Source organism: Paenibacillus chondroitinus NBRC 15376 (assembly GCF_004000765.1).
Taxonomy (GTDB): domain Bacteria; phylum Bacillota; class Bacilli; order Paenibacillales; family NBRC-103111; genus Paenibacillus_E; species Paenibacillus_E chondroitinus.
Map to the genome: position 1 here is coordinate 296064 of NZ_BILW01000003.1, position 26773 is coordinate 322836.

At 44.7% G+C, this 26773-nt stretch carries 23 protein-coding genes; all 23 read right to left on the bottom strand.

The annotated features are described in order from the left end of the window. Positions 1-65 precede the first annotated feature (65 nt). The 23 genes from dut to tsf all read right to left on the bottom strand — a co-directional run bounded on the left by dut (position 66) and on the right by tsf (position 26748). The gene (gene dut / locus PCH02S_RS05920) at positions 66-521 is read right to left on the bottom strand and encodes a dUTP diphosphatase (protein WP_258567515.1); all 456 of its coding nucleotides are present in this window, start codon (positions 519-521) and stop codon (positions 66-68) included. After that, positions 508-1764 (bottom strand): M16 family metallopeptidase, encoded by a 1257-nt coding sequence (locus PCH02S_RS05925; protein WP_127450990.1) that lies wholly within the window; start codon positions 1762-1764, stop codon positions 508-510. The genes dut and PCH02S_RS05925 overlap by 14 nt, the downstream gene beginning before the upstream one ends. A 106-nt stretch (positions 1765-1870) precedes the next feature. After that, positions 1871-2926, bottom strand: coding sequence for a polysaccharide deacetylase family protein (locus tag PCH02S_RS05930; RefSeq protein ID WP_246068964.1), 1056 nt, complete (start codon positions 2924-2926; stop codon positions 1871-1873). Positions 2927-3088: 162 nt separating this feature from the next. Further along, a complete protein-coding gene (pnp, locus tag PCH02S_RS05935) occupies positions 3089-5191 on the bottom strand; it encodes a polyribonucleotide nucleotidyltransferase (protein WP_127450992.1) in 2103 nt (700 codons plus the stop codon). A 263-nt stretch (positions 5192-5454) separates the two neighbouring features. Beyond that, the gene (rpsO, locus tag PCH02S_RS05940; protein WP_029195252.1) at positions 5455-5724 is read right to left on the bottom strand and encodes a 30S ribosomal protein S15; all 270 of its coding nucleotides are present in this window, start codon (positions 5722-5724) and stop codon (positions 5455-5457) included. Between the two features lie 163 nt (positions 5725-5887). Next, positions 5888-6826 carry a bifunctional riboflavin kinase/FAD synthetase gene (locus PCH02S_RS05945; RefSeq protein WP_127450994.1) on the bottom strand — a complete coding sequence of 313 codons (939 nt, stop codon included), beginning with the start codon at positions 6824-6826 and terminating at the stop codon, positions 5888-5890. A 49-nt stretch (positions 6827-6875) separates the two neighbouring features. Beyond that, positions 6876-7793, bottom strand: a complete 918-nt coding sequence (gene truB / locus PCH02S_RS05950; RefSeq protein WP_127450996.1) for a tRNA pseudouridine(55) synthase TruB — start codon at positions 7791-7793, stop codon at positions 6876-6878. Next, a complete protein-coding gene (locus PCH02S_RS05955) occupies positions 7790-8791 on the bottom strand; it encodes a DHH family phosphoesterase (protein WP_246068965.1) in 1002 nt (333 codons plus the stop codon). The genes truB and PCH02S_RS05955 overlap by 4 nt, the downstream gene beginning before the upstream one ends. Continuing rightward, positions 8788-9147: a 30S ribosome-binding factor RbfA gene (gene rbfA / locus PCH02S_RS05960; RefSeq protein ID WP_127450998.1), complete on the bottom strand. Its 360-nt coding sequence runs from the start codon at positions 9145-9147 to the stop codon at positions 8788-8790. Before rbfA ends, PCH02S_RS05955 begins: the two co-directional genes overlap by 4 nt. 6 nt (positions 9148-9153) lie before the next feature. Beyond that, positions 9154-12024: a translation initiation factor IF-2 gene (gene infB, locus PCH02S_RS05965; RefSeq protein ID WP_407670033.1), complete on the bottom strand. Its 2871-nt coding sequence runs from the start codon at positions 12022-12024 to the stop codon at positions 9154-9156. Positions 12025-12079: 55 nt separating this feature from the next. Beyond that, a complete protein-coding gene (locus PCH02S_RS05970) occupies positions 12080-12409 on the bottom strand; it encodes a L7Ae/L30e/S12e/Gadd45 family ribosomal protein (protein WP_157321181.1) in 330 nt (109 codons plus the stop codon). Further along, positions 12399-12713, bottom strand: coding sequence for an RNase P modulator RnpM (gene rnpM, locus PCH02S_RS05975; RefSeq protein WP_127451004.1), 315 nt, complete (start codon positions 12711-12713; stop codon positions 12399-12401). The genes PCH02S_RS05970 and rnpM overlap by 11 nt, the downstream gene beginning before the upstream one ends. 30 nt (positions 12714-12743) lie before the next feature. Beyond that, the gene (gene nusA / locus PCH02S_RS05980; RefSeq protein WP_127451006.1) at positions 12744-13841 is read right to left on the bottom strand and encodes a transcription termination factor NusA; all 1098 of its coding nucleotides are present in this window, start codon (positions 13839-13841) and stop codon (positions 12744-12746) included. 36 nt (positions 13842-13877) lie between these two features. Further along, positions 13878-14342: a ribosome maturation factor RimP gene (gene rimP / locus PCH02S_RS05985; protein WP_268597386.1), complete on the bottom strand. Its 465-nt coding sequence runs from the start codon at positions 14340-14342 to the stop codon at positions 13878-13880. 219 nt (positions 14343-14561) lie between these two features. Continuing rightward, positions 14562-18866, bottom strand: coding sequence for a PolC-type DNA polymerase III (locus PCH02S_RS05990; protein WP_127451008.1), 4305 nt, complete (start codon positions 18864-18866; stop codon positions 14562-14564). A gap of 68 nt (positions 18867-18934) precedes the next feature. Beyond that, positions 18935-20383, bottom strand: coding sequence for a proline--tRNA ligase (gene proS / locus PCH02S_RS05995; RefSeq protein WP_127451010.1), 1449 nt, complete (start codon positions 20381-20383; stop codon positions 18935-18937). 22 nt (positions 20384-20405) lie between these two features. Further along, positions 20406-21665 carry an RIP metalloprotease RseP gene (rseP, locus tag PCH02S_RS06000; protein ID WP_127451012.1) on the bottom strand — a complete coding sequence of 420 codons (1260 nt, stop codon included), beginning with the start codon at positions 21663-21665 and terminating at the stop codon, positions 20406-20408. Between the two features lie 172 nt (positions 21666-21837). Beyond that, positions 21838-22983, bottom strand: coding sequence for a 1-deoxy-D-xylulose-5-phosphate reductoisomerase (locus tag PCH02S_RS06005; protein WP_127451014.1), 1146 nt, complete (start codon positions 22981-22983; stop codon positions 21838-21840). A gap of 24 nt (positions 22984-23007) precedes the next feature. Continuing rightward, positions 23008-23802: a phosphatidate cytidylyltransferase gene (locus PCH02S_RS06010; RefSeq protein ID WP_127451016.1), complete on the bottom strand. Its 795-nt coding sequence runs from the start codon at positions 23800-23802 to the stop codon at positions 23008-23010. 86 nt (positions 23803-23888) lie between these two features. Next, positions 23889-24632 carry an isoprenyl transferase gene (locus PCH02S_RS06015; protein ID WP_127451166.1) on the bottom strand — a complete coding sequence of 248 codons (744 nt, stop codon included), beginning with the start codon at positions 24630-24632 and terminating at the stop codon, positions 23889-23891. Between the two features lie 94 nt (positions 24633-24726). After that, positions 24727-25281: a ribosome recycling factor gene (gene frr / locus PCH02S_RS06020; RefSeq protein WP_127451018.1), complete on the bottom strand. Its 555-nt coding sequence runs from the start codon at positions 25279-25281 to the stop codon at positions 24727-24729. Positions 25282-25284: 3 nt separating this feature from the next. After that, positions 25285-26010 (bottom strand): UMP kinase, encoded by a 726-nt coding sequence (gene pyrH, locus PCH02S_RS06025; RefSeq protein WP_127451020.1) that lies wholly within the window; start codon positions 26008-26010, stop codon positions 25285-25287. A gap of 87 nt (positions 26011-26097) precedes the next feature. Next, a complete protein-coding gene (gene tsf / locus PCH02S_RS06030) occupies positions 26098-26748 on the bottom strand; it encodes a translation elongation factor Ts (RefSeq protein WP_127451022.1) in 651 nt (216 codons plus the stop codon). Positions 26749-26773 lie beyond the last annotated feature (25 nt).

Here is a 26773-nt window from a genome sequence, read left to right on the forward strand (position 1 = left end):
GATGGGTGCCACTGCTTTTTGAAACAAAAAAAGAACCCCTATACAGAGGTTCTTTCTACTACTTATTATCGTCCTGTGTGACCAAACCCGCCGGAGCCCCGCTCCGTTTCCGTCAGCTCATTAACTTCCACTAAATCAATCTGTGGTACCAGTTGAAATACCATCTGGGCAATGCGCTCGTTGCGCCCAATCGTGAAAGCTTCCTGTCCAAGATTGATCAACAACACCTTCACTTCACCACGATAATCAGCATCGATTGTTCCTGGAGAATTTAGTGTCGTAATGCCATATTTGAAAGCTAATCCGCTTCGTGGCCGGATCTGTGCTTCAAGTTCAGGCGGCATGCTCAGTGCGAATCCAGTGGGAATAAGCCGACGCTCACCCGGAGCAAGAATAACAGGTTCGCTTACAGCAGCATGAAGGTCAAATCCGCTTGCGGCTGCAGACATTTTCTGTGGCAAGAGAATATCTTCCTGCCCGGAAACACGTTTTATTTGGACATCAAACTTAGAGAGAGACAAGCTGATCCCTCCTGAAGCTGCTAATGACATCATCGGAATTCCCAACCATAGACAGAGCGAAAGGTGTTGAGAATAATGTTTTGGTTAAAGCTTGAATGTGCTCCATTTGTACGCTGTCAATGCGTTGAAGCATTTCGTCCAGGCTGTAGTGCTTGCCGGTCATCAACTCATTTTTCCCAAAACGGTTCATACGGCTGCTCGTACTCTCAAGACTAAGAATCAAGCTGCCCTTCAACTGTTCTTTCCCTTTTTTCAACTCGGATTCCAGCATCCCTTTTACGGCAATATCATGCAGCAGCTCCATCGTAACCTTCAAGACTTCTTCTGTTTGTTTAGGTGCTGTGCCTGTATAGATCGTAAACATACCACTATCGATGTGGGAAGAATGGTACGAATACACCGAGTAAGCTAAGCCGCGCTTCTCACGGATTTCTTGAAATAGCCTGGAACTCATGCCACCGCCGATCGCGTTATTGAGCAGCACCATAGGGTACAGGTTTTCCTCTTGTAAGGAGAGACCTGGCAGTGAGAGACAGATATGATTTTGCTCTGTTTTCTTAGCATGGAAAATCAATTCTCCAAGGAAATCCGGTGCATCATAGCTCGTTTCTGCTCCTGTTAGTGCGAATCCACCAAAATGCTTCTCAATCAATTCACGAACACTGTCATCAATATTGCCCGCAATGCTGAGCACGGTATTCTCCGTATTATAATGTTTCTTCATATAATTACGAAGATCATCGGACTGCATTTTGGATAAATTCTCCGCCGTCCCGAGAATCGTATAACCTAATGGATGAGTCCCATAAGAAGCTTTCGCTAATAAATCATGGACCAAGTCGTCAGGTGTATCTTCATACATCGAGATCTCTTCATAAATGACTCCCTTTTCTTTCTCCAGCTCCCCTTCATCAAAGGAAGAATGGAAGAACATGTCGGAAAGTACATCCATCGCTAGCGGCAAATGCTCATCGAGTACTTTGGCATAATAGCAAGTGTACTCTTTGGAGGTAAATGCATTGACATTCCCGCCAATTCCGTCAAATATCTCTGCGATATCTTTTGCTGAATGGCGCTCCGTCCCCTTGAACAGCATGTGTTCAATAAAGTGTGAGATGCCGTTTTGTTCTTGAGACTCATTACGTGAGCCAGTCTTTACCCAAATTCCGAACGTGACCGATCGAAAAGTAGGTATTTGTTCCATAACCACTCTCAAGCCATTATGTAAGCGATATTTGATCACTACGTTTCCTCCTCAAAATGAAGCCCGTAAAGTCCCATTTCCAAATTATACTTCCTCAGTCTAACAAAAATGTGCGAGCGACTCAACTTTGCAAGTTGGCCGCCACTCAGTTGACTATTTGGTTCGGATCTTCGACCCGTTTGGAGGAAAGCAATTCCGTTACCGTACCCATGGTTAATCCCTTATTTTTAATCATTCGGATCATCCCTGGCAGTGCGTCTCTGGAAGAAGGCGTTGGATGCATCAGAATAAGCGTGCCTGGCTCAACACTGGTGGAAAGCCGCTGCAGAATGCGATCTGCTCCGGGATTTTTCCAATCAATCGTATCAAAAGTCCATAATACCGTCTTTAGTTTAAACTCGGCCGCTACCTGAACCGTTTCTTGGTTAAAATACCCCGAAGGCGGGGCAAATAGTGTGTTATTCACGCCTAACTGCTGCTTCAGCAACTGCTCCGTTTTGGAGATTTCCTCCACAGCCTTACTTCGGCTGACGTTCCTCATATCCTTATGGGAATAAGCATGATTGGACAATTCATGACCTGCATTCTGGATCGTTTTCGCCATCTCAACATTTTTATTCAACCAAGAGCCATCGAGGAAAAATGTAGCGTGAACGTTTTCTTTGCGCAGCGTCTCCAAAATGCTCGGCAAATACTCATTCCCCCAAGCAACATTGATCATAAATGAGACCATAGGCTTTTTGGGATTGCCTTTATAGATGGGGTTTGGTCCCAGATCATCCAACTGGATACTAGGAGGAACTTCTTTCATGATGTAATTGATTTTGCCGGGTGTCAACTTGTGCTGAGCTAGTTTAAGCGTTTCAGGAATATCGACTTCGAGACCGTTATAACCAGGAATTGCTTTCCACACTGAATCTAATTTCGCATTGATCGGAGCAATTCTACGTTTTTCCGCCTCTTGTGTAATTGTATCTAATAAATTATTGCTTTTAGACGGAGTCGATTGAATTGGACCAGCAGCCGGCTCCATTGCAAAAACCGGAAGCGCTTCTTCGTCCTCCCAATCGGTCCCGAATACATAGGGACTTTGTCCACTTTTCACGGACTGAATATAAGCACCCACATTAGGGATAGTATCTAAGGCAAGCATAATCATAGCAAAAAAACTTCCAAGTAGAAGCCATTTCTTGTAGCGCATAGACCGGTCCCCCTTCTCCTCATGTCCTGAGTGTATGCAGAAAGGGACAAGAGTAGAACCGGGCATGTCCTGTCTTATGAAATAGCAAAAAAGAGACAGATTCATCTGACTCTTTATCCATAACTTCATCTATGAAAAAGGGACTTCACAAGTCACTCGGCTCTAGGTTTGAGCCGGGACTTGCGAAGTTAATGTAGCTTTGCGAGAAAGGTTTACTCTTCCTTGCTGGTCAATTTCCGTTACTTTGACAGTGATTTGATCGCCAACGTTAACGACATCTTCCACTTTCGCGACGCGCTCTGTGGAGATTTGAGAAATATGAACCAGACCTTCTTTACCTGGCAGGATCTCAACGAAAGCTCCGAATTTCTCAACGCGTTTTACAGTACCAAGATACGTTTCACCGACGATAACCTCACGCACAATACCTTCAATAATGGAACGTGCTTTTTCGTTCATGGCTTGATTCGAGGAAGCAATGAACACACGGCCATCTTGCTCGATATCAATTTTCACGCCAGTTTCTTCGATAATCTTGTTGATGATTTTACCGCCTGCTCCGATGACATCACGGATTTTGTCAGGATTGATGTTCATGGTCAAGATTTTCGGCGCATATTCGGAAAGAGTTTTCTTCGGTTCCGAAATGCGTGAAACCATTTTGCCTAAAATGTGCAAACGGCCTTCTTTGGCTTGCTGCAAAGACTGCTGCAGGATGCTGCGATCGATACCATCGATTTTGATATCCATTTGAAGCGCTGTAATCCCTTCAGCTGTACCCGCAACCTTGAAGTCCATATCGCCAAGATGATCTTCCATCCCTTGAATATCGGACAAAATGGAGAAATGGTCTCCGTCTTTAATCAGACCCATCGCAATACCAGCAACCGGTGCTTTAATTGGAACCCCAGCGTCCATAAGCGCTAATGTACTTGCGCAAATACTCGCTTGGGATGTGGATCCGTTGGATTCAAGGACCTCAGATACAAGACGAATCGTGTAAGGGAAATCGGTTTCGTTAGGAATGATCGGCTCTAAAGCTCTCTCCCCAAGCGCACCATGTCCAATTTCACGACGACCCGGCGGACGAAGCGGTCTTGCTTCACCTACGGAGAACGGAGGGAAATTATAGTGATGCATGAAGCGTTTCGTTTCTGTCAGATCCAAGCCGTCTAGAATTTGAACATCGCCTAATGCGCCCAATGTACAAACACTTAATGCTTGCGTTTGTCCACGTGTGAACAAGCCTGATCCGTGCGTACGCGGCAGCAAGTCAATATCGCAATCAATCGCGCGAATTTCTTCCAATTTACGTCCATCCGGTCTAACTTTATCATGCGTAATCAAACGGCGAACTTCTTCTTTGACGATATCATAAAGAGTTTCTTTCACATCGCCTAACAACTCAGGTGTTTCCGCATACAAAGCTGTAAAATGTTCTACCGCTTCAGCGTTCACAACGTCAATTGCTTCTTGTCTTGCATGTTTTTCGGAGATTTTGATGGCATCGACTAATCTAGCCTGCGCGAAGTCACGAACGGCTTTGCTTACATCAGCATCAACCGCATGGAGTTTCACTTCCATTTTCGGCTTGCCTGCGATTTCAACCAATTCTTCAATAACAGCAACAATTTTGCGGATTTCATCATGACCGTACATGATCGCTTCGAGCACGACGTCCTCGGATACTTCGTTGGCGCCTGCTTCAACCATCATGATTGCGTCTTTTGTTCCTGCAACAGTTAAATGAAGATCACTTTTCTCCGCAATTTCACCCGTTGGGTTGATTACGAATTGACCATCCACACGTCCAACAATGACACCACCAACAGGACCGTTGAAAGGAACATCCGAAATTGCCAGCGCTGCGGAAGTACCGATCATTGCCGCGATTTCCGGTGGACACTCTTGATCCACGCTCATCACCATGGACACGATTTGAACATCGTTACGGAAGCCTTCCGGGAAAAGCGGACGAATCGGACGATCCGTCAAACGGCTAGCAAGAATTGCCTTTTCACTCGGGCGACCTTCACGCTTAATAAATCCGCCTGGAATCTTACCTACGGAATATAGTCTTTCTTCATAATTGACAGTCAACGGGAAAAAATCCAGGTCTTTCGGTCCGCTGGATGCTGTAACTGTACTTAGCACAACCGTGTCACCATAGCGAACGGTAACTGCTGCATTGGCTTGTTTGGCAAGTCGGCCCGTTTCAAGAATGAACGGTTTACCGCCAAGTTCCATTTGTACCCTTTTCTCCATAAAATCCTCCTAAGGAAATTTCTTATTTATTATGTGTCTTGATACGCATTCACAGAAAAGGAGGTTAATACCTCAAACCTTTGACTCCGTATGTATCCAAAAACCTGCCTAGCACCTGAGTCATCCTCTAATTCTGCGTAGTGTCTAGTATTTCCTTCTTTTTCCGTTTTAAAAATACAAGAAAAAGCAACCTCGTTGCCACTCTCTGCGCAAGCTTTATCAAGCCCAGCAAAGGAGCAACAGGTTGCTTCTCATTGTCGGTTTTATCGACGCAAACCAAGCTTCTCGATCAAAGCACTATAACGGCTTACATCTTTGTTCTTCACGTAAGCAAGAAGCTTACGGCGTTGTCCAACCATTTTAAGCAAACCACGACGGGAGTGGTGATCTTTCTTGTGTGTACGAAGGTGGTTCGTAAGGTTTACAATGTTCTCAGTAAGGATTGCTACTTGTACCTCAGGTGAACCTGTGTCGGTATCGTGTACCTTGTGAGTTTGAATCAGTTGTGTTTTGCGCTCTTGTGTTAATGCCATGATTGTTCATCTCCTAAATTCTATTGTATCCCCATAAGCCTAGAAATCGCCGATGATAGCGTCTATCCAAGCTTAGGTTCATGCCAAGGGAATTGTCCTTTGGGCAACGTTAATCAGTATACCATAATCTCATAGTAGAAGTAAATGTTTGATTCGGTAGGATCTATTCTAATTTATTTTTTGCAGCTTCCGCATCCACCTTGATCTGCGTAATCAGCTCGTCAATAGACGAGAATTTACGCTCGGGACGAAGGAAAGCAATGAGTTCAACCTTCATTTGTTCGCCATAAATTTGCTCGGAAAAGTCAAATAAATGAGCTTCAAAAGATGGCTTCAACTCTCCAGTAGCAAAAGTCGGCTTTACGCCTATGTTCATGACGCCTTTATAGGTTTCCCCTTTGATTGAAGCTTTAATCGCATACACACCATTTGTAGGAACAACATAGGTCTCGTCCAATTGAAGATTAGCTGTTGGAAACCCTAGTTGTCTTCCTCGCTTCTCTCCATCTATCACGATGCCGCTAATGCTGTAGGGACGGCCAAGAAGTCTAGTAACTGTGTCAATATCCCCTTGTTGCAACGATTCACGAATGAGTGTAGAACTAACTTTTTCGCCGTCCATTTGAAAAGGTCTCACCACTTCTACAGAAAATTTCCCGTGACTCAATTCGCAAAGCGAATCCGGGTTGCCTTTGCCTTGATAGCCGAAAGTAAAATCAAAACCGCAAATGACGCTGTTCACACCTAGCCGATCCAAGACTTGATCCACGAATAGTTCCGGTGACAATCGCATTAGCGAAGCGTCGAAGGTCACAATATAAGTATGATTGACGCCCAGCGAGGCAAATATCTCCATCTTCTCTTTCATCGGCGTCAAAAGATCAATGTATTTATCCTGCCCCATTACCGATCTAGGATGCGGGTGGAAAGTCATGATGGCTGTCGGAAGATTCAGCTTTTTAGCAGTAAGCAAAGCTCGTCCAATGACCTCTCGGTGTCCAAGATGAACACCATCAAAATCACCTATAGCTACTACCTGCTCTCCGACAAAAACGCTCGGAGTATCAAAATCAATGGGATATGATATTGGTATTATTTGCATATAAGTTCAATTCACCTATCCATTTCAACCTGTCCCTGCTTGTAATGGGTTAAAGAAATACTTTTGAAGGGATCAGGATTTGGCCAGCGCTTTTCCATTCATAAAGCCCTAGGAACCTTTTATCCGGAGAATAAGCACGAAGCAAGGTTGGAGAACCCGCCGCTGCACCTGTAATGCGACTTTTAGCCACAGAAATGCGTTTTCCTTGCTGCGCATGAGTGGCTTCTTGGTCGGAAAGCTCAACCGAAGGTATATGAGAGATCGCCTGATCCATAGGAATCATACGCTCCTGTAACATACCTTGATCTTTCAATTCTTTGATTTGCTCAAAGGTAAGACACTGTTCCTGACGGATATTGCCTGTGGAAGTCCTGATCAAGCTGCTCATAACCGCAGGATACCCTAAAGCTTTCCCAATATCAACACAAAGTGTTCGAATATAGGTTCCTTTCGAGCAAGAAACACGGAAATGTATTTCCGGATGTTTTTGCTGCAAATCCATACGAAGTATGTCTAATTGATGGATCGTTACTTTGCGAGATTTGCGCTCGACTTCCTTGCCTTCGCGGGCCAGCTCATACAGCCGTTTCCCATCGATCTTTACTGCCGAGAACATAGGAGGAATCTGTTCGATTTCTCCTACAAAGCGAAGCAAAGCCTCGCGAACAACCGTTTCGTCCAATTGTACGAGAGAAACTTCTTCGAGCACATTGCCAGTCATATCTTCAGTATCTGTTGAAAGGCCAATTCGAAGAACGGCTTCATATTCCTTCGGCAAGTCCTGTATATATTCAACCATCCGGGTGGCTCGACCAATGCAAAGCGGCAGAACCCCTGTCACTTGCGGATCTAACGTTCCGGTGTGGCCAATACGTCTTATTCCAAGTATACCTCTAACTTTGGCTACTACATCATGTGATGTGAAGCCTTCCGGTTTCCAAACAGGCAAGATGCCTTCTAGCGTCATATCAGCTTGTTCCCTACTTCCTGAACCATTCTTGCTACCGCTTCTTCAATTGATCCTTGGATTGTGCAGCCTGATGCACGCACATGACCGCCTCCGCCAAGGGATTGAGCGATCGCTGCAACGTCGACAAGTCCTGAGGAGCGAAGACTTACTTTAATTACCCCAGGCGCTTTCTCCTTAAATAGCATACCCACTTCGACGCCTTCCACGTTACGAGGATAGTTCACCAGTCCATCTAAATCTTCGCTGGAAGCCCCAGTAGACTCCAAATCAGCTAAAGAGACTGCGAGCCACGCCAGTTTGCGGTCATGGGCAAACGAAAGGGTAGATAACGCCTTTTGAAGAAGAACGATTTGCGAATAGGTCACTCTCTCCAAAACTTGCTCGGCAATTTCGGAGCCCTGCACACCCAAAGCAAGTAGAGACGCTCCAATTTGCATAACTTCCGGTGAAGTATTCGAATAACGAAAACCGCCTGTATCCGTAAGCAAACCCGTGTAGATGCAGTCACCCATGGCCAAGTTCAAACTCATGTTCATATGTATGGCTAAATCATACAAGATTTGAACAGTCGCGGCCGCATCATGTTTAATCAAATGACACGAACCAAATCTATCATTGGTCGGATGATGATCAACATTGAGCAGCTTAGCTTGTTCATCAAAAAGAGTGCTGACCCTACCTATTCTGGAGAAATCAGCACAATCAACACTTATTATGGTCTTGTAACGTCTACTCGGTACTTCTTTGCTAAAATCAATTACCTGATCGCTTCCCCATAGATAGGAGAATTTAGAAGGCATAGGACCTTCGTTGATCATGGTAAAGGTCTTTCCTAGCTGATCCAGAAGCCAACCCATCGCGTATGTAGAGCTGGCGGCATCCCCATCCGGCTGGATGTGAGATACCACCAGGAAATCATCATGCTGCTCGATAAACTTAGCTGCTGTTTCCAGCTGCTGGCTGTATTCGGTGGCATGCATCATTCCATTACTCATACACTTGTATTTCCTTCCTGGTTTAGCTTATGAAACAAGTTCTCGATATGACTGCCATAATCGATAGACGCATCGAATTTGAACTGTAATTCCGGGATTTTCCGTAACCGAATTCGTTTGCCAAGCTCAGAACGGATGTAACCGGAACCTGCAGAAAGAGCCTTTAGTGTGGCCTCTTTCTGTTCATCCGTACCCATCACGCTTAGAAACACACGCGCTAAGGAAAGATCATTTGTTACTTCAACACCCGTAACGGTTAGGAAACCAATTCGCGGATCTTTTAACTCGGATTGAACGATTTGACTCAATTCTTTCTTGATTTGCTCGCTTACTCGACCTACACGCACTCTAGCCATTTGTTATCACCTCTCAACGGACTCCATGATGAAGGCTTCAATAATGTCGCCCTCTTTAATATCATGATAACGCTCCAGAGATATACCACATTCATAACCTTGTGCTACTTCTTTTTGGTCATCTTTAAATCGTTTCAAGGAATCAATTTTGCCTTCATGAACGACAATACCGCTGCGGATCAAGCGAGTTTGAGCATTACGAGCAATTTTACCCGAAATGACCATACAGCCGGCAATTGTTCCTGAACCCGTAATTTTGAATACGTTACGTACTTCAGCTTGACCAAGAACAACTTCTTTGAAGACAGGATCCAGCATGCCTTTCATCGCTTGCTCGATTTCTTCAATAACGTTGTAAATGATATTATGCAGACGAATATCAACTTTCTCTTGTTCTGCTGTTGATTTGGCAGCAGGCTCTGGACGAACGTTGAACCCGATAATGATCGCATTAGATGCCGAAGCAAGAATAATATCAGACTCCGTAATCGCCCCTACACCGTTATGCAGGATTTTGACGCGAACGCCTTCCACTTCGATCTTCTCAAGCGAGCTTTTCAGCGCTTCAACAGATCCTTGAACGTCACCTTTGATAATGACATTCAAATCCTTGATTTCGCCATCTTTGATATGCTTGAAGAGATCATCCAATGTCACGCGTGAATTTGCCGTCATTTCGGATTGACGCAGTGCGATGGAACGACGATCCGCGATATCTCTCGCTTTACGCTCATCTTCATACACCAAGAATGGATCTCCAGCTTGAGGAACATCGGTTAGACCCGTGATTTCGACTGGCGTAGAAGGGCCTGCTTCTTTCAAGCGTTTGCCCTTATCATTCACCATCGCTCTGATACGGCCGAAGTGAACGCCAGCAACGAAGCTATCTCCCACTTTAAGCGTACCATGTTGAATCAGGACACGAGCCACTGGGCCTCTTCCTTTATCCAACTCAGCTTCAATAACTGTTCCTCTTGCACGTTTGTTCGGGTTAGCTTTGTACTCTTGTACTTCCGCTACGAGCAGGATCATCTCTAAGAGATTCTCAAGTCCGATACGTTGTTTCGCGGAAATTTCGCAGAAAATGGTATCGCCGCCCCACTCCTCCGGAACCAATTCATAAGCTGTAAGAGCCTGTTTGATTTGGTCAGGATTAGCGCCTTCTTTATCAATTTTGTTCACAGCAACAATGATTGGAACGCCAGCCGCTTTAGCATGGCTAATCGCTTCTACGGTTTGTGGCATTACGCCGTCATCTGCAGCTACGACAATAATCGTAATATCCGTTACTTGTGCACCGCGGGCACGCATCGTTGTAAATGCTTCGTGACCAGGTGTATCCAAGAACGTGATTTTTTTATGGTTAACTTCAACTTGGTACGCACCGATGTGCTGCGTAATTCCGCCTGCTTCGCCTTCCGTAACGCTTGTTTTACGAATAGCATCAAGAAGTGTTGTTTTACCATGGTCAACGTGACCCATAATTGTAACAACCGGTGGACGCTCAAGCAGATCTGCCTCATCATCCACTTCTTCAATCGTCTCGAAGTTGTCTTCTTCGACTTTAATTTTAATCTCAACTTCAACGCCGAATTCAGTTGCAATCAATTGAATAGCGTCCAAATCAAGTTCTTGGTTGATTGTCGCCATTGTTCCAAGGAACAACAGTTTTTTGATAACTTCAGAAGCATCTTTGTGGAGCAATTTGGCTGTTTCACCAACCGTCATGCTGCCGCGAACGATGATTTTCTTAGGTGTGTTATCAATCTTTTCTTTCTTAACCGTTTCTTGTTGATATCTGCCACGGTTGTTACCACGTTGGTTGCCACGGTTGTTGCCGGATGGCCCGCGGTTACCGCCAGAGCGGTTATCATCAAAACGTTTAGGTGTTGGTTTGGATTTCTTAGTAGTAATTACGCCAGCCTTTGCTGCTGCATCATCCAATTCAGCTGCTGTTGCTCCAACATGGAACTGCGGTTTAGCTTCCTGAATAACAGGTCTTCCGCTTTGGTTATTGTTACGGTTGTCAAAAGGTTTGTTTTGACGATTCGGTCCTGTACTGCGGTTAGGACTTCCACCTTGCGGACGGCCGCTGTTTGCGCTTTGTCCGCCACCGGCAGATGCGCCTGCACCTTGGTTCGGACGGGATCCCGCATAGTTGCTATTCGTGCGAGGAGCTCCGCCTTGGCCTTGGCCTTGGTAGGAACCTTGACCGCTCGGACGTTGGCTGTTATATCCGCCTGATGATCCACCACTTGGACGTCCATCGTTGGAACGGAAGGGAGGTCTGTCACCAGAGCGTTGTCCTTGACCTTGGCCTTGATAGCCTTGGCCACTTGGACGTTGTCCGCCTTGCGAAGATCCTTGATAGCCGGAGCGTTGCCCGCCTTGTGATGACCCTTGACCGCTTGGGCGTTGTCCGCCTTGGCCTTGGTAACCCGTACGTTGTCCACCTTGGCCTTGACCGCTTGGACGTCCGCCTTGCGAAGATCCTTGACCACTTGGGCGACCATCACGTTGGGGTTGGGAAGGGCGACTTGTCGCACTAGGTGTAGCTTGCGTTGTCGATGGCTGAGGTGTCACTGCACCACTAGCTGTTTGGTTGGCTGATTGTTCTGAAGAAGCAACAGGCTTGGAAGCCCCCGTTGCTGCACCTTTATTCTCTTGTGCTGGAGCCTGCGATGCAGGATTCTGATTCGTCGTCGATGAACTCACATTTCCTCCGTCCGTAGCTGCTCGTTTGGCAGCCGCATTAGCTTTTATATCACGGAAAAATTTCTCCACGGAACTAACCGCGTCATTTTCCATTACACTCATATGATTGTTAACAGGTATATTTAAACGTTTGAGAATGGTGATAATTTCTTTACTGCTCATATTGAGCTGTTTGGCGTATTCGTATACGCGGGTTTTATCTTTATTATCTTGTTGTTTATTGGTCAATATGTTCCACCTCCGCAGGATTTTCTTGACTTTTCTGCAGCATCTGCGCGAAGCCTCCGTCCAATACACCTATGGTGACACGCATCTCTTTACCAATGCTGCGGCCCAATTCATACTTCGTTCCAATTTCCATAAGAGTCACCCCATAAAATTGGCATTTATCCTGAAATTTCTTCCGTGTATTAGCCGAAGCATCCTCCGCCATAATGACAAGTTTGGCTTCTCCCGAACGAATGGCTTTAAAGACGCCTTCATCGCCGGTAACAAGCTTTCCTGCCCGCATCGCCAGACCCAACTGGTTAAAAAATTTAGGATTCATCTTCGGAGTCCTCCTCTTTGGAGGAGAGGAATTCATCTTCAACCCGAATAAAATCTTGTTCCAGTTGGTCATAAATATCAGCGCTTACGGCATGCTTAAGTGCTCGATCCAAGGCTTTGCTTTTCTTTGCCAATTTAAAACAAGAAACTTTACCGCATAAGTAGGCACCGCGCCCGGATTTTTTCCCTTTGAGATCAATGAGAATGTCATCTTCAGGCGTTTTGACGACGCGGATCAATTCCCTCTTCGGCATCATCTCCTGGCAGGCCACGCATTTTCTCAGAGGGACTTTTCTCTGCTTCATTCCGATCACCCCTTGCTTCCAAACAAAAACTTAATCGATACTGACTGAATCTTGATGCATTTCTTCTGTATAAGTTTTCACTCGGCCAAATTCTTGTTCCGCTTGTGTTTCACTCTTAATGTCGATTTTCCAGCCTGTCAATTTAGCTGCTAGGCGAGCATTTTGCCCTTTGATGCCAATGGCTAATGAAAGTTGATAGTCTGGAACAATGACGCGTGCCATCTTTTCATTTTCATGAATTTGAACTTCAAGAACTTTGGAAGGGCTTAGCGCATTGGCCACGTACTCTTCCACGCTTTCCATCCAACGAACAATGTCGATTTTCTCGCCGCGCAGCTCAGTGACAATCGTTTGAACACGTAACCCTTTGGGTCCAACACAGGAACCTACCGGGTCAACCTCAGCATTGCGTGAGTGAACAGCGATTTTGGAACGGAATCCTGCTTCGCGGGCCACCGAACGAATTTCGACGACACCGTCAAAAATTTCTGGAACTTCAAGTTCAAACAAACGTTTAAGCAAACCGGGATGCGTACGGGACAAAATAATTTGCGGCCCTTTAGTTGTATTCTCCACTTTGGTGATATACGCTTTAATCCGATCGCCTTGCTTAAATTTGTCTGTTGGCATGAGTTCTGTTAAAGGCAGCACAGCCTCAACTTTACCTAAATCAACATAAATGTTGCGTTGGTCTTGACGCTGAAGAATACCTGTAACAATATCTTCCTCTTTGTCGATAAAAGCATTGTAAATGAGTCCTCGCTCAGCTTCACGAATACGCTGTGTTACGACCTGTTTGGCTGTTTGAGCAGCAATTCTACCAAAATCGCGAGGCGTAACTTCGATTTCAACGATATCATCCAGTTGATAATTTGGATTAATTTCACGCGAAGCGTGGAGTGAAATTTCCAATCTTGGATCGAGTACTTCCTCAGTTACGGTTTTGCGTGCAAAAACCTTGATGAGACCCGTATGACGGTTGATATCTACGCGCACATTTTGTGCGGTGTTGAAATTACGCTTATAACTTGAAATCATCGCTGCTTCAATTGCATCGATAAGTAACTCTTTAGAGATACCCTTCTCACGTTCAATTTCCGACAGCGCTTCGATGAAATCCGTGTTCATTTGAACTGAGTCCCCCCTTTCAATAAGTAACGGTCACTAAAAAACGATAGCTAAACGAGCGCTTGCTACCTTAGTGAACGGAATAGTAACTTTCTTTTTGCCAATTTCAATGATGAGATCTTGTTCGTCAAAGGATACCAGTAATCCTTCAAACTCCTTGGAGCCCTCGATCTGCTCATAGGTCGTAACAAATACGTGACTGTTCACGGCCTTGTAATAATCTTGCGTCTTCTTCAATGGGCGTTCAGCCCCTGGTGAAGAAACCTCCAAGAAATAAGCATCAGCAATCGGATCCTTCTCATCCAATTGAACACTAAGGTATTCACTGATGCGGCCGCAATCATCTATATCAATTCCGCCTTCTTTGTCAGCGTAGACACGAAGGAACCAATTGCTGCCCTCTTTGACATATTCAATATCCACGAGTTCAAATCCATTTTGATCAATGAAATCCTTCAGCATGTCCTCTATGACGGATTTGATGTGTGCTTGTGTAACCACAGATAAATGTACCTCCTAAATTGACTTTCCCCTAGTCATAACCCGAAAAGTCCTATATCAAAATGTAAAGAGTGGGTTTCCCCACTCTTTAATCACAAGATGATATCCTCATTATTGCCAATAAAAATTATACCATAACCAATCTTTGCATTACAATAGCAAACTTGTTAATGATTTTCACTTGACAGCTAACTTCTCTATTACACTATGCAATGAAATTTAGAATAGTGACAACTGATTCGATTCCGGCATACCTCGGAAACATCCCATCGCCGATAATAGCTCGATCACGGTTTTGGAAGCTTTCGAACGATTCTGGAAATCCTCGATGGAGAGGAAATCGCCTTCGTCCTTGGCAGCCGCAATATTTTTCGCTGCGTTCTCGCCAATCCCGGACAAAGCGGCAAATGGAGGAATCAATGAGTTGCCATCAATCGTAAATCGCGTAGCATGCGAACGGTAGATATCAATTGGCTTGAAGCTGAAACCACGAGACGTCATCTCCAGCGACATCTCCAGGATGGAGACCATGGCTTTTTCTTTCGGTAACGCCTGAAACCCTTTTTCCTCAATTTCAATCAGGCGTTTCAAGATCGCGTCATACCCTTGGCACAACAATTCGAGATCGAAGTCGGCCGCACGAACACTAAAGTAAGTGGCGTAGTAAGCAATTGGATGATATACCTTGAAGTATGCTGTACGAACAGCGGAGATAACGTAAGCAGCAGCATGCGCTTTTGGAAACATATATTCAATCCGTTCACAGGACTCAATATACCAAGCAGGTACATTACACCGCTTCATCTCTTCTTTCCATTCGTCCGTTAGACCTTTACCTTTACGTACACTCTCAGTAATTTTAAAGGCTAAGCCCGCATCCATTCCAGCTTTATATATTAAGAATAACATGATATCGTCCCGACATCCAATTACGGTCTTAATATTGCAAATTCCTTTTTTGATCAGTTCTTGAGCGTTACCTAACCAAACACCTGTCCCGTGAGACAGTCCGGAAATTTGCAGTAAGTCGGCAAACGAGCTCGGTTGCGTTTCCTGAAGCATCTGACGCACAAATTTCGTCCCCATTTCCGGAACGCCATATGTAGCAACCGGTGAACGAATCTGGTCCGGAGTTACGTTAAGTGCTTCTGTTGAGTTAAAAATACTCATCGCCTTAGGATCATTCATCGGAATGGTTGTCGGATCTATGCCCGTCAAATCCTGCAGCATCCTCATCATCGTGGGATCGTCGTGTCCCAGAATATCCAGTTTGAGCAAATTGGCATCGAAGGCGTGATAATCAAAATGTGTTGTTTTCCATTCTGAATTCTTATCATCTGCGGGGTATTGCACTGGCGTAATGTCATCAACTTCCATGTAATCAGGGACTACAACAATTCCCCCTGGATGCTGGCCCGTGCTGCGCTTAACCCCAGTACAACCGGCAGCCAATCGATTCAGCTCAGCGCCCCGCCATTTCTGGCCCTGCTCTTCTTCATATTTTTTTACAAATCCGAAGGCGGTCTTCTCCGCAACGGTACCAATGGTACCCGCACGGAAAACACATCGTTCACCGAAAATTTCTTTCGTGTAGTTATGGGCAATCGGCTGATATTCACCCGAGAAGTTCAAATCGATATCGGGAACTTTATCCCCTTTAAATCCAAGGAAAGTTTCGAAAGGAATGTCATGTCCGTCTCCTCGTAGGTTACCGCCACAATTCGGGCATATCTTGTTAGGGAGGTCAAATCCACTCGGAACGCTGCCGTCCAGGAACCACTCACTGTGCTGACATGAGGCGCATATATAGTGCGGAGGCAGCGGATTAACCTCAGAAATCCCTAGCATCATGGCAACTACGGAAGATCCGACAGATCCCCTTGAACCTACGAGGTAGCCGTCTTTATTCGATTTTTTAACCAACCGTTCCGAGATCAAATAGTTCGCAGAGAAACCGAATTTAATAATTGGAACAAGCTCTTTTTCCAACCGGGCAACGATCACCTCTGGAAGTTCTTCGCCATAAATACTTTTCGCCGTTGAGTAACAGGTGTTTCGAATTTCATCGTCCGCACCTTCAATAATTGGCGTAAACAATTTATCCGGGAAGAGCTCAATCGCTTCGAACCGATCTGCCAGTTCATTCGTGCTGCGAACAACAACCTCAAAGGCTTTCTCTTCGCCCAAAAACTTAAACTCTTCCAGCATCTCTTTGGTGGTGCGGAAGTGAGCATCCGGCTTCTTCATCGATTTCAGCGGGCTAAACCCAGTAATCCCATTAATCGTAATGTCCCGGCATACTTTCTCCCGAGGATGCAGGTAGTGCACATTTCCTGTCGCAATGACCGGCTTGCCTGTTTTATAACCAATTTCACAGACGCGGCGTACGGCATTCTCAAGGTCCTCAACACTGCCGACAAGCCCTTTTTCAACCAAATGCATATTGTAGCTGACCGGCTGGATTTCCAAAATATCATAGAACTCTGAAACTTGTTCAGCTTCTTCAATCGTTTTATTAAGAACAGCCTCAAAAAACTCGCCTTTTTCACAACCGGAAGTGATGAGAAGCCCTTCTCTTAATTCGACTAACACGCTCTTCGGAATCGTAGCGCCTCTTTGTAAATAGGTCGTATGGGATAAAGAGATAAGTTTGAATAAGTTCTTTTTGCCAACCGCGTTAAGCGCATAGATGCAGCAATGGAAAGGTCGTTGATTCGACAAATCTTTGCCGACATAATCATTTAGTTTAGCAAGACTCGTTATTTGTCGATCATTCGCTTCATTAATTAAATGATAGAGCACAAATCCCAAAGCAATGGAGTCATCGATCGCGCGGTGATGATTATCCAAGCTAACTTTGAATTTATCGGATAAGGTATTCAAACGGTGATTCTTCATGGATGGGAACAAAAATCTCGCCAGCTCCAATGTATCTAATACAGCGTTGGTAACCTCCGGCAAACCCATCCGCTGCAAATTGGCTTGAAGGAAACCCATATCAAAGCGCGCGTTATGAGCTACAAGCACGGAATCGCCGATAAATTCAATAAACTTCGGAAGCTCCACCTCAATATCAGGAGCTCCAACCACCATGTCATCTGTAATATTCGTTAATTGCTGAATGTTATAAGGGATTTTCTCATGCGGATTAATGAACGTTGCAAAACGGTCGATTTCCTTGCCATCCTGCATTTTAACTCCAGCAAGCTCGATGATACGGTTATTCGTAACGGATAAACCGGTGGTCTCGACGTCGAAAATGACATATGTCGCCTGCTTCATGTCCATATCCCTGCCATTCATAACGATTGGTACAGAGTCATTGACTACGTTAGCTTCAACGCCATAAATCACTTTAATCCCGTGTTTTTTGGCGGCTTTCCCCGCATCAGGGAAACATTGAATATTGCTGTGGTCCGTAACGGCAATGGCTTTGTGACCCCATTTAGCCGCCATTTTCACATATTGATCAATAGGCGTTAAAGCATCCATCGTGCTCATCGTCGTATGCAAGTGGAACTCAACACGCTTCTCAGCAGCATCATCCATGCGATCTTTTGGCGCCATCACTTCAGTCAAATCGTTTGGAATCATTACGAGCTCAGGGATTTGCATGAATCGGTCATATTCAACCTTGCCTCTGGCTCTGATCCATGTTCCGTTCTGAAGCAAACTCATAATCTTCACGTCATCTTTGGTTTTCGCGAAAACTTTCATCGCCATTGAATCTGTAAAATCCGTTACGTTAAAACTATACAACGTGTTGCCGTTTCTTAATTCCTTAACCTCTAAGCCAAATACCGTTCCTTGAACAGTAATTTTCTTCTCTTCTTCTTTAATATCCTTCAGCGGAGTCGGTACTTCCTTGATCTCATATCCCATTACGAGCTTCAAATCATCCGGTAAAGAAGATTCTTCTTCCATGTCAATCGACATCATGATTTCTTGTGTAATCGTCTTCTCGCTTTGCTCACGCTGCTTGGCAAACTTTTCATATTCCGTTTCGACATCGGCTGAATCGCTGATCGCATATTTAACCGTCAATTCCGTTTGGAAATAGTTATGGAAAAAGTCTCGAATAAAGGTATCAATATTCTTTTTCTTCGCAAGCTCCAGGCCAATCGCATCCAGCATAATGAGGGATAGGACTTGCCCTTGCACTTCAAATTTGGCTTTAGCCATCCAGCCATTAATGGACGGCACTTCGCGCTGCAGCCATTCCATAAATAAGCTCCAGTATTCATCTACCAAAGCAGCCGGCTCCGCCCCTTCAAACTTCCAAATAAAACGAATCTTCGCGATTTGCGCGAATTTTTCTTGAATCATTTTACAAAAAGAGCGGTAAATGTTCTGAGGCACTAAGTCATTTTTCACCAAATAAAAAGTCCAGTCGCGGTTTTTCCGACTAATCTCTACTTGATCGATATAACCTTCTGTAAAAAATGATCGCACGATATCGGCAGGAATCTCAGCTTGCTGCATCAAAAGCTCAAAGCGATTCCGTTTATCCGCCAAATTACTCATGAACAGCCTCCCCATAAAAATACGAAGGGCAATGGATGACTTGCCTCCATTTGCCCTTATTGTAGTAATTAGTAACTGCGGCCAAATACAACCGTATGTTTCGCAGCATCGCCGCAAACCAAACATGTTGACTTCGTTTCTGAAGGTGTGAAAGGAATATTACGGCTTGTCGCACCCGTTTCTTGCTTCACTTGTTCCTCGCATGCATTGGAACCGCACCATCCAGCTAAAGCAAAACCACGTTTTGTTTCAAGGAAAGTTTTGAATTCATCAATAGAATCCACGGCAATGTAGTGCTCGTCACGGAACTGCTTGGCTTTATCATACATCTGCTGATGAATCTCAGCAAGTAAATTTTGAACTTCTTCGACAAAATTCGCTTGTTGCACGGTTTTCTTCTCTCCACTTACTCGGGAGACAAGAACAACCTGCCCGTTCTCCATATCGCGTGGTCCCAATTCAACACGGATCGGTACGCCGCGCATTTCATATTCATTGAATTTCCAGCCTGGACTTTGATCAGCACGATCGTCCACTTTCACGCGGACACCTGCTTTTTTAAGATCAGCGTACAACTCGTCTACTCGTGCGATAACTTGATCCCGCGTTTTTGGAGGACCGATTGGAATCATGATAACTTGTGTTGGAGCGACTTTTGGCGGAAGAACCAAACCTCTGTCATCTCCATGAACCATGATCAACGCCCCGATTAGACGCGTACTTACGCCCCATGATGTGGTGTGCGCAAATTGATGCTGATTCTCGCGATCTAGGAATTTGATATCAAAAGCAACAGCGAAATTCGTACCCAGGTAGTGAGAGGTACCCGCTTGTACAGCTTTTCCGTCTTTCATCATCGCTTCAATCGAGAAAGTATCAATCGCCCCAGCGAATTTCTCAGAAGGCGTTTTCTGTCCAACAATGACCGGAATAGCCAAGAAATCTTCTGCAAATTGACGATAGACGTCTAACATTTGCATCGTTTCACGGCGAGCATCCTGCTCATCCTCATGTGCCGTGTGCCCTTCTTGCCATAGGAATTCAGTTGTACGCAGGAATGGCAACGTACGTTTCTCCCAACGAACCACATTCGCCCATTGATTGATCAGCAAAGGCAGATCACGGTAAGAATTGATCCATTCGGAGTACATATGTCCAATCATCGTTTCGGAAGTAGGCCGAATCGCCAAACGTTCTTCCAGCTTCTCCCCGCCTGCTTCTGTAACCCATGGCAGTTCCGGATTAAAGCCCTCTACATGCTCTTTTTCCTTTTGGAAAAAGCTCTCTGGGATAAATAAAGGGAAATAGGCGTTCCGATGTCCTGTTTCTTTGAATTTGCTGTCCAACTCACGTTGAATGTTTTCCCAAATTTCGTAGCCGTCCGGCTTAAACACGATACAACCGCGTACCGGAGAGTAGCTCATCAGATCCGCTTTTTTGATCACATCTATGTACCAACGGGAGAAATCTTCTCCCTGTGGTGTAATCTCTTTAACAAACTGCTTATCGTTTGACATAAACCCTCCTAGATCATTAGAACTATCCCTTAATTAAACGTAAAATATCATTATACGTTACAGCTACCATTAGCAGCATAAGCAGCGCAAACCCAACAAAGTGAACCATACTCTCACGATTCGGATCAATTGGCTTGCCGCGAAGCGCTTCTAGTCCCATAAACAATAATCTGCTTCCATCCAAAGCAGGGATCGGCAGAAGATTAAATATCCCGAGATATAAACTTAATGTAGCCATCCACGAGAGGAAAACAGTGATTCCCATTTGTGCAAATTGGGCAGAAACTTGAGCTGTTCTAACCGGACCGCCTAAATCATCAAGTTTAAATTGCAGCATCACTAGCTTCTGCAGACCCGTTACGATTCCGATTGTTGTCCCAACAACTTGCTCATAGGTTCCAGTTATTACTTCACTGAATGAAGCACTTCTCCGGTCTCCTGAGATCACAACACCCAGCTTCCCTGATCCTGCTTCCGTTTCTGGTGTTACTTGCAGAGTCAGCGGATTCCCGGCGCGGTCAATAACCCAAGTCATTGGCTTCCCAGCAGATGATTGAATCGTTGTTACCAACTTCTCGCGGTCACTCCCAATCGGCTGATTATCAATCGAAATGATAATATCGCCTTTTTGCAACCCGGCTTTCTCCCCTGCCTTACCCGCAAGCACAGAATCCAACTTTACATTCGTAAAGACACCGGACATGATGACAACGATTAGAAATAACACGATCGCCAAAAGAAAGTTCATCACAGGTCCCATAACAATCGCAATCGCTCGCTTACCAACGGTTTTCGATCCGAATTGCCGATCATACGGTGCAATCTGTGTTTCAACTCCCTTGGTAACCATCATCGCTTCTCGGTCGACGGGATAGGTTACTCTTTCTCCATCCACATCGAGTGAAACTTGAAGTGTTCTTTCAAGATCGATATGTTCCACAACACCCAAAATGACATTGGAGCGTCGGTCTAATTGATCGAGAAAAAGGGAGGACACTTCATTTTGTTTATTTAATTTAATAGCAATGGTTTGTCCAGGATTCACTTGAACAATTTCCGGATCTTCTCCGGCCATACGAACAAAACCACCGATGGGCAGTAAGCGAAGCGTATACCGAGTTTCCCCTTTTTTATATGAGAAAATCTTGGGTCCAAAACCAATGGCAAACTCTCTAACTAAGATGCCTGCGCGTTTTGCAAAGTAAAAATGACCCCATTCATGAATCGATACAAGAATGAAAAACATCAAAATAACTTTCAATCCAACTTCTATGGCTGACAAGTCGTATTTCCTCCTTCATGGACAGCATGTTCTTAGATTACCATTATTGAACCGCTGAATACAAGCTATGCCTGTTTAGCACAGTATACGGCAATGGAGAATGAATTAGACGTACCTGCAACCAGAGAAAAAAAGAGCCGAGCCACACTCACTGACTTAAGCTCTTAACACATTAAAATTGAATAGAATCCGCATAAGATCTAGCCCACAGGTCCTGTTCATGTATGAGCTCCAGTGCAGGATTAGCATATGACTCATGCTTCTGAAGAGCTGCTTCAATAACTTGCTCGATTTGTAAAAATGTAATTTCCCCTTTGAGGAACCGAGCTACGGCAATCTCATTGGCAGCATTGAAAACCGTCGGTGTCGTTCCACCTTGTCTACCGCTCTCATATGCCATCCGCAAACACGGATATCTGGTATAATCCATTTCGCGGAAGTGCAATTTGCCAATTGCAGCCAGATCAAGCTTCTTGGTCGGTGTCACGAATCGGTCAGGATACGTTAAGGCATATTGAATCGGCACGCGCATGTCCGGATTGCCTAGCTGAGCAATAATGCTGTTGTCAACAAACTCAACGTAGGAGTGAATGACGCTTTCCGGATGAATCAACACATCAATTTGATCATAGGAAAGGTCGAATAACCAGTGCGCTTCGATGACCTCAAAACCTTTATTCACCATCGTGGCTGAATCGATTGTAATCTTTGCTCCCATCGACCAATTCGGATGCTGTAGAGCTTGTTCAACTGTAACGCCTTCTAACTCTGCGCGCGTACGATCACGGAAAGAACCACCGGATGCTGTTATCGTAATTTTGGAAACCTGCGCAATGTTCTCGCCATTTAAACATTGATAAATCGCAGAATGCTCACTATCAATAGGCAGTACAGCGACACCTTTTTTACGTACAGCTTCGGTTACAATGTGCCCTGCACTCACTAAAGTTTCCTTGTTGGCAAGACCGATGTGTTTACCAGCATCAATGGCAGCAAGTGTGGGTTTTAAACCTTGACTTCCTACCAGTGCAGTAACAACTAAATCAGCGTCAGTTGCCGCGGCTACTTCAATTAGACCATCTTCACCATATACAACCTTCGTCCCTGCCGGCACGTTCAGCTGAACCTCATGCGCCAACTCCTTCGTTGCCACGGAGACGAGTTTCGGTTTAAACAGGTTCACTTGCTCGATCAATAATTTTGTATTATATCCACCAGATATAGCTTCAACTTGAAATTTCTCTGGTGCGTGTTGAATGATGTCCAAGGTCTGTGTACCGATAGACCCCGTTGATCCTAAAATGGCAATCCGTTTCATGACTAAGCACCTCGCCCATGACAATTACATAGGTATTATTCCGATCAAATAAACAAATGGAAACACAATTAGCCAACTATCCATCCGATCCAGCACACCGCCGTGACCGGGGAGTAATGTTCCCGTATCTTTGATTCCTTTTACACGCTTATAGGCAGACTGAATCAAGTCTCCTACTTGACCAACAACGGCAATAATAAAACCAAGACCCAGCGCTTTGCCAAAACCGAGTAAATCCGGAGCAAACCAAGCGAATATGAACGCCGCGATCATCGAGATGACAACGCCGCCTATTGCGCCTTCAATGGATTTCTTAGGGCTAATTTGCGGCCACAGAAGGTTTTTGCCCAGTTTGGAACCAACGAAATAGGCGCCTGAATCCGAGGCCCATATACAAACGAAAACAAGAATTGTCCAAAACAAGCCATGCTCCGCTAAACGTGCTGCAATCATATAATAGAAGCCAAAAGCAATATAGACGACGCCTAACAAAATGACCGAAACCTGATCGATGGTAATTTTATTTTTCGAAGCTACCGTTATAAATAAAAGTAAGAACATAGCAAACCAGATGATCGCACTTGTAGAAATTGGAGAACTGATTCCGACGAATTTCCAAGGTATTGTTATGTACAACAGTGCAATTAATCCAACAGCGCTTGTTAACTTATACTTCATGTAGCCATTCATCTGCAAATATTCCCGGTAGCCAAGAATCGAGAGCAATACGATTAATCCGGCATACCAGTATCCGCCTAAAACTAATAACGTAATAAAAACGAGCCCAGCAATAACGCCTGTGACGATCCTTTGTTTCAAGTTGAATCCTCCTAGATGAACAACTTCAAATCCGGCAGCAATTCGTTAAACAACCGTCACCGTTTAGGAGAAATCGAAAGGATGTCTTACAGTCCTCCGTATCTTCTCCCACGGCGTTGGTATTCCGCGATGGCCTGCAAAAATAAAGATTCTGTAAACTCCGGCCAATAAGCCTCAGTAAACCAAAGCTCTGAATAAGCCAATTGCCACAACAGAAAATTGCTAAGTCTCAACTCACCGCTCGTGCGAATTAACAAATCGGGATCTGGTAGATCTGAAGTAAGCATATACGATGAAAAACGAGTTTCGTCCAGCTCTTCGGTCTGCAGTTTGCCGCTTTGAACATCACGAATCATATCCTGCACACCAGCAATCATTTCTTTACGTCCACCATAGTTTAAGGCAAAGTTCAAAATGAGTCCTGTATTATTTTTCGTCCGTTCGATAGCGCCCTCTATCGCGTTTAGCGTATAGTCAGGCAAACCATCCTTCCAACCTGTCATACGGATACGGACATTGTTCTCGATTAGTTCTTCAATTTCCAAAGGAAAAAACTCTTGGGGAAGCTTCATTAGAAATTCCACTTCTTCCTTGGGTCTCTTCCAATTTTCTGTTGAAAAAGCATACATCGTCAATACTTTAACACCGATCTCATTAGCTGCCATCGTAATTTTCTTAACATTCTTCATGCCGGAATGGTGCCCGGCTACACGCGGCAAGCCTCTTTGTTTTGCCCAGCGGCCATTTCCGTCCATAATGATAGCGACATGCGCTGGCACTTTGTCCAATTCAATTTGTGGTCTAGCTGTAGATGCTTGCTGATCTTTCATTCCAAACCATTGCTTAAATCGCTTGAGCACTGTTGTTCCTCCCAACTAGGGAAAGATGAAAAACCCCCAGCGACTACCCGGGGGCATATCTATCTTATACTTCCATGATTTCTTTTTCTTTAGCAGCCAAAACTTTTTCAACTTCGGCTACGAATTTATCCGTAAACTTCTGGATATCTTCCTGATGTTTACGCGACTCATCTTCAGAGATACCAGCTTTTTCAAGCTTTTTGATCTCATCGTTCGCATCGCGGCGAATATTGCGAATCGCCACTTTAGCTTCTTCACCGAATTTTTTCGTCATTTTAACGAGATCCGTACGACGCTCTTCGGTTAGAGCGGGAATGACAATACGAATAACAGTTCCATCATTGGATGGTGTCAGTCCTAAGTCAGACTTCATGATTGCTTTCTCTATAGAGGACATGGAGCTTTTGTCCCATGGTTGAATAAGCAAAGTACGTGAATCAGGTGTAGTTAAATTCGCAAGTTGATTCACCGGTGTCATTGCTCCGTAATATTCTACTTGAATACGATCCAACAAAGAAGGCGTAGCACGACCTGCACGAAGTGTAGTCAAGTCTCTTTTAAGTGCGCCGATGGCTTTGTCCATCCGGTCTTCTGCGTTCTTTTTCACTGCTTGTGGCATCGATTAGACACTCCCTTTAACTGTAGTCCCAATTTTCTCGCCAAGGACCACTCGTTTAATATTCCCTTTTTCTGTAATGTTGAACACCACCAACGGGATGTTGTTATCCATACATAGGGAAGAAGCGGTGGAGTCCATGACACCTAAATTATTACTGATAACTTCCATATACGTCAACGTTTCGAATTTCTTAGCTGTTGGATCTTTGAATGGATCTGCGGAGTAAACGCCATCCACTTTATTTTTAGCCATGAGAATGACTTCCGCTTCAATTTCAGCTGCTCGCAAAGCTGCTGTCGTATCTGTTGAGAAGTATGGATTCCCTGTGCCTGCTGCGAAAATAACAACTCTCGCCTTTTCCAAGTGACGAATTGCTTTTCTACGAATATAAGGTTCGGCTACTTGCTGCATCGTAATGGAGGACTGAACTCTTGTTGGCACATCAATATTTTCCAAGGCATCCTGCAGGGCCAAGGAATTCATGACGGTCGCAAGCATCCCCATATAGTCTGCTGTTGCACGATCCATTCCTTTTTCACTGCCGGCGATTCCACGCCATATGTTACCGCCACCTACTACGATAGCAACTTCCACGTTCAATTCAACAACGTCTTTCACTTGCTGGGCGATGGAGGTGATGACTTCTGAATCAATGCCGTACCCTTGCTGTCCTGCCAGAGCTTCGCCGCTCAATTTGAGCACTATTCTTTTATAAAAAGGTTGACCCAACTTGTATAACCTCCGTTTCCATGCATAAACAAACTTATTGGCTAAAAAAGAAGGAACACCAAGTGTTCCATCTTTTTGAAAGAGCTATTATAGTTTAACTTGGGACATAACTTCTTCAGCGAAGTTTTCTTGTTTTTTCTCAAGGCCTTCACCAAGAGCAAAACGTACGAAGCGGCGGATCGAGATGTTCTCACCGATTGTTGCGATTTTCTCGTTCAACAATTGCTCGATTGTTTTGTCTGGATCTTTAACGAAAGATTGCTCCATCAAGCAATACTCTTCATAGTATTTACCGATGCGGCCTTCAACCATTTTGTCAACGATTTTCTCAGGCTTGCCTTCGTTCAAAGCTTGGTTGCGAAGGATTTCTTTTTCTTTTTCCAATGCTTCTGTAGGTACTTCTTCACGACGCACATAAGTTGGGCTTGCAGCCGCGATGTGCATTGCGATGTCTCTGCAGAAAGCTTTGAATTGATCTGTTTTACCAACAAAGTCAGTTTCACAGTTGATTTCGACAAGTACGCCAACTTTACCGCCAGCATGGATGTAGGATTCTACAGCGCCTTCAGTAGCAATACGTCCAGCTTTGTTAGCTGCTGCGGAAAGACCTTTCTCACGAAGGATTTCTCCTGCTTTTGTCAAATCACCATTTGCTTCTTCAAGCGCTTTTTTGCAATCCAACATACCTGCGCCTGTTTTTTCACGTAATTCTTTCACTTGTGCTGCTGTAACTGCCATTGAAAGAAACCTCCCGTTATTGGTT